Origin of the sequence: Halomonas sp., assembly GCF_014859505.1 — a bacterium.
GTDB lineage: Bacteria > Pseudomonadota > Gammaproteobacteria > Pseudomonadales > Halomonadaceae > Halomonas.
Map to the genome: position 1 here is coordinate 1 of NZ_JACUUD010000183.1, position 4,459 is coordinate 4,459.

Genomic DNA, 4,459 nt, shown 5'->3' on the forward strand with positions numbered 1-4,459 from the left:
CGTGAACGTTCCAGCCGAGACAGGACCCGACGTGACCTCACTGACCCTGACCCGCCCCGATGACTGGCACCTGCACCTGCGCGATGACGACGCCCTGGCCGCCGTGGTCGGCGCCTCGGCCCGCCAGATGGGGCGTGCCATCATCATGCCTAACCTGCGGCCGCCGGTGACCACCACCGAGCAGGCACAGGACTACCGCCAGCGCATCCTGGCCGTGCTGCCCCAGGGCAGCCGCTTCGAGCCGCTGATGACCCTCTACCTCACGGATAACACACCGGCCGAGGAGATCGAGCGCGCCCACGAAAGCGGCCTGGTGCATGCGGTGAAGCTCTATCCTGCCGGGGCCACCACCAACTCCGATTCCGGTGTGACCGATCTGGCGCATTGCAATGCGGCGATCGCCGCCATGGCGCGCCTGGGTATCCCGCTGCTGGTGCATGGCGAGGTGACCGGCGCCGACATCGATATCTTCGATCGCGAGGCGGTGTTCATCGAGCGGGTCATGAAGCCGCTGCTCGAACGTCACCCGGACCTCCGGGTGGTATTCGAGCACATCACCACCGCCGATGCCGCCGAGTTCGTGGCCGCGGCGCCCGCCAACGTGGCGGCGACCATCACCGTCCACCACCTGCTGTTCAATCGCAACCACATGCTGGTGGGCGGCATTCGTCCTCACTACTACTGCCTGCCGATCCTCAAGCGTGAGCGTCACCGCCAGGCGCTGCTGGCGGCGGCCACCTCCGGTAGCCCGAAGTTCTTTCTCGGTACCGATAGCGCGCCCCACGCTCAGGGCGACAAGGAGAGTGCCTGCGGCTGCGCCGGGGCCTATACCGCACCGGCCGCCATCGAGCTCTACGCCACGGCGTTCGAGCAGGCCGGCGCCCTGGACCGCCTGGAAGGCTTCGCCAGCCACTTCGGCCCCGACTTCTACGGGATGGCGCGCAATGCCGATGCCATCACCCTGGTGCGCGAACCCTGGCAGCTGCCCGAGTCGCTGCCCTATGCCGGTGCCCAGCGTATCGTGCCGCTGTGCGCCGGTGAGACGCTGATGTGGAGGCTTCAGTACTAGCGCCGCGCTGACGCCAAGTGCTATGGGCCGTTCACCTGCCGGTCCAGGAAGTCGAGACCAGCGCCGATGGCGCGGCCGCGAGTCAGGAAGCTGAGGAAGTGGCCGCGGCCGTGCTGGAGGTAGAGCTCGTTCTCCACCCCCCGTGCCTCGAGCGCGGCACGAAAGTCGGTGGCGTGGTCGAGGGGGACCAGGCGGTCCCAGGTCCCGTGGAACAGGAAGAAGGGTGGGGCGTTCGATCGTACCTGGCGGGCCGGTGAGGCGAGCGCATATTGCTCGGGCACCTCGGCCCGTGTGCCGCCGAGGAACTCCACCACCAGCCGGCCGTCGGGAAACTTGAACAGGTCGCTGGGGATGCCGCCGGCCAGTACGGCGGCGAGCCTGGCGTGCTCGCCACCATGGGGCTCGGCCAGTGGCCCTTCCGCTCCTGCCAGGGCCAGCAGGCTGACCAGGTGGGCGCCCGAGGAGAAGCCCACGCCGACGATGCGGTCGGTGTCCACGCGCCACGTCTCGGCGTTGGCGTGGATCCAGGCCATGGCCTGCTGCAGGTCGTGCAGCTGTGCGGGGAAGCGATGCTCCGGGGCGAAGCGATGTTCGATGTTGACGGTGACATAGCCCCGGACGGCCAGCTGCTCGGCGATGCCGGTCATGTCCTGCGGGCCGCGGTTCTGCCAGCCGCCGCCGTGAACCAGCAGGGCGGCGGGACGCAGCGCCTCGTTCTCTGAACGGGGCAGCAACACCTTGGCGCTGAGTGACCGAGGCCAGTCGGGAGGGGTGTAGGTCCGGTCGGGGAATGCATCGAAGGCCAGCGCCGGGGCGTCGGGCGCGTCCGTCATCATTGGCGTGGGCCCGTCTCTGAGGTGCGTGGCGCCGCAGCCGGCCAGCAGCGTGCCGACCAACAGCAGCGCCGGCACCCACTGGCGCGGCGGCGGATGGGTCAGGCGGGACTCAGGCCCTCTCGGCCAGGGCATCGCTGGGCTGCTCCTCGGATAGGTTGGCCAGGCGCTTCACCATCGCCTCCACCATGTGGGCCGAGTGGGTGGCGGCCTTCACCAGGAACGCCTCGAAGGAGACGTGGTTGTCGCCGCCGCCGGCGATGTCGGAGAGGGCGCGGATGACCACGAAGGGGCAGTCGTAGAGCAGGCAAGTCTGGGCGATGGCCGCGGCCTCCATCTCGGCGGCGAGCATGGTGGGGAAGCGACGGCGGGTCTGCTCCACCAGGTTGGGGCAGGCCATGAAGACGTCGCCGGTGGCGATCAGGCCCTCCACCACATTGACCTCGCCCAGGGACTCCACGCACTCCCGGGCGATGGCCACCAGCCGCGGGTCAGGCAGGTAGGCGGCCGGCATCTGCGGCACCTGGCCGTGCTCGTACCCGAACACCACGGCGTCCACGTCGTGATGCCGTACCTCGCTGGAGATCACCACGTCACCGATCGCCAAGCCCTTGCCGAAGCCACCGGCGGAACCGGTGTTGATCACCGCGTCGGGCCTGTAGATATCCAGCAGCAGGGTAGTGCCCACCGCGGCGTTCACCTTGCCGATGCCGGACTGCAGGATCACCACCTCGACCCCATGCAGCAGGCCGCTGTGGAAGGTGGAGCCCACATGGGTTCGGGACTGCCGCCCCTCAAGCAGCGAAGCCAGGTGCTCCACCTCCTGGGCCATGGCGCCGATGATGCCGATGCGTTTCATGCGAATACCTGAGTCCATTCATTGCGCTTGGCCAGGAAGCCCCGGGCAATATCCTGGGCGCCTTCCAGGCTGTGGCTGGCCGCCCAGCCGCACTGCATCTCGTTGCAGGCGGGTACCTCGTCGGCCACCAGGACGTCCTCGAGGGTCTTCTCGAGCAGCGTCAGTACACCCTCGTAATCGCCGTGGTTGATCATCGCCACGTAGAACCCGGTCTGGCAGCCCATGGGACTGATGTCGACCACCTTGTCGGTGTGGTTGCGCGACAGCTCCGCCATCAGGTGCTCCAGGGAGTGCAGCGCCGGCATCTCCATGTGCGCCTGGTTGGGCTGGCAGATGCGCATATCGTACTTGTGGATGGTGTCGCCGTTCTCGCCGGTCTTGATGTCGGCGAGGCGAACATAGGGAGCCTTAACCTTGGTGTGATCAAGGTTGAAGCTCTCGACGTTCATCTTCTTGTCGCTCATCGCGGAGTCCTTGTGTCAGTTCTTTGTGTCAGTTCTGATGCCGGGGTCAATGCCCCCAGGGGAAGTCTGCCCCGGGATCCTGTGAATCTCGAGAAAAATGGTGTTTGACCTAGCCGGCGTCGTGCATGTCGGCGGCCTGCAGGGTGTTCTCCAGCAGGGTGGCGACGGTCATGGGGCCCACGCCCCCGGGCACCGGGGTGATCCAGCTGGCGCGCTCGGCGGCAGCAGCGAAATCGACATCGCCCACCAGGCGGCCGTCTTCAAGGCGGTTTATCCCGACGTCGATGACGATGGCGCCCTCCTTGACCCACTCACCCTTGACCAGCCCTGGCTTGCCCACGGCCACCACCAGCAGGTCGGCACGGCGCACGTGTTCCTCGAGGTTGCGGGTGAAGCGATGGCAGACGGTGGTGGTGCAGCCGGCCAGCATCAGCTCCAGCGCCATGGGTCGACCGACAATGTTGGAAGCGCCGACCACGGTGGCGTCCAGGCCCCGTACCCTGAGGTCGGACTGCTCGAGCAGTGTCATCACGCCCTTGGGGGTGCAGGGGCGCAGCATGGGCAGACGCTGGGCGAGGCGACCGAGGTTGTAGGGATGGAAACCATCCACGTCCTTGTCGGGGCGGATGCGCTCGAGGATCGGTCGGGCATCGAGGTGGGCGGGCAGTGGCAGTTGCACCAGGATCCCATCCACGGCCGGGTCGGCATTCAGGAGATCCACCAGGCTTTCGAGCTCGAGCTGAGTGGTCTCGGTGGTCAGCGTATGGCTGAAGGATCGGATGCCGGCCTCGACGCAGGCATGGTGCTTGTTGCGCACGTAGACCGCGGAGGCGGCGTCCTCGCCCACCAGCACCACGGCAAGCCCCGGCGCTCGGGCCCCGGCGTCGCGGCGTGCCTGAACCTGGCGTGCGACCTGCTGGCGGACTCGGGCGGCTATGGACTTGCCATCGATCAGTTGGGCGGACATCGCGCTTCCTCGGGTGGCTGGATGGAGTGGGCAGGCCCATGGCCGGCCCGCAACGAAGGAGGCGTGATTTTCGCATGCCGCGCCGGTGAAACAAAGCACGGCTCCCAATGAGGGGGATCCAGGTGCTTGACCAAAGGGGAAAGTCACGTAGAATACGCATCGCTCGATGAGGCCCCTGCGGTGGCGTCAGGTGAGTTGGATCGCGGCGGAGTGTAGCGCAGTCTGGTAGCGCGCCTGCTTTGGGAGCAGGATGTCGGGGGTTCGAAT

5 protein-coding genes are annotated in these 4,459 nt (G+C 67.3%); 1 reads left to right on the forward strand and 4 read right to left on the reverse strand.

What is annotated here, in order from left to right:
* Window positions 1-31 precede the first annotated feature (31 nt).
* Complete coding sequence (gene pyrC / locus IBX53_RS14905) at window positions 32-1,069, forward strand: dihydroorotase (RefSeq protein ID WP_290910809.1); 1,038 nt, start codon at window positions 32-34, stop codon at window positions 1,067-1,069.
* A 20-nt stretch (window positions 1,070-1,089) separates the two neighbouring features.
* Here the strand turns inward: pyrC and IBX53_RS14910 are convergent, their stop codons facing one another.
* From IBX53_RS14910 to folD, 4 genes are all read right to left on the reverse strand, one after another.
* Entirely contained in the window at window positions 1,090-2,037 is a 948-nt protein-coding gene (locus tag IBX53_RS14910; protein ID WP_290910798.1) for an alpha/beta hydrolase, read from the reverse strand.
* Complete coding sequence (gene mtnN, locus IBX53_RS14915; RefSeq protein WP_290910800.1) at window positions 2,015-2,761, reverse strand: 5'-methylthioadenosine/S-adenosylhomocysteine nucleosidase; 747 nt, start codon at window positions 2,759-2,761, stop codon at window positions 2,015-2,017. The genes IBX53_RS14910 and mtnN overlap by 23 nt, the downstream gene beginning before the upstream one ends.
* Window positions 2,758-3,225: an S-ribosylhomocysteine lyase gene (locus IBX53_RS14920; RefSeq protein WP_290910803.1), complete on the reverse strand. Its 468-nt coding sequence runs from the start codon at window positions 3,223-3,225 to the stop codon at window positions 2,758-2,760. The genes mtnN and IBX53_RS14920 overlap by 4 nt, the downstream gene beginning before the upstream one ends.
* A gap of 109 nt (window positions 3,226-3,334) precedes the next feature.
* A complete protein-coding gene (gene folD, locus IBX53_RS14925; protein WP_290910806.1) occupies window positions 3,335-4,192 on the reverse strand; it encodes a bifunctional methylenetetrahydrofolate dehydrogenase/methenyltetrahydrofolate cyclohydrolase FolD in 858 nt (285 codons plus the stop codon).
* Window positions 4,193-4,459: the final 267 nt, after the last annotated feature.

Coding starts and splice junctions, on each gene's coding strand:
- IBX53_RS14920 (WP_290910803.1), bottom strand. CDS start 3,225: ATGAGCGACAAGAAGATGAACGTCGAGAGCTTCAACCTTGATCACACC.
- mtnN (WP_290910800.1), bottom strand. CDS start 2,761: ATGAAACGCATCGGCATCATCGGCGCCATGGCCCAGGAGGTGGAGCAC.
- folD (WP_290910806.1), bottom strand. CDS start 4,192: ATGTCCGCCCAACTGATCGATGGCAAGTCCATAGCCGCCCGAGTCCGC.
- IBX53_RS14910 (WP_290910798.1), bottom strand. CDS start 2,037: ATGCCCTGGCCGAGAGGGCCTGAGTCCCGCCTGACCCATCCGCCGCCG.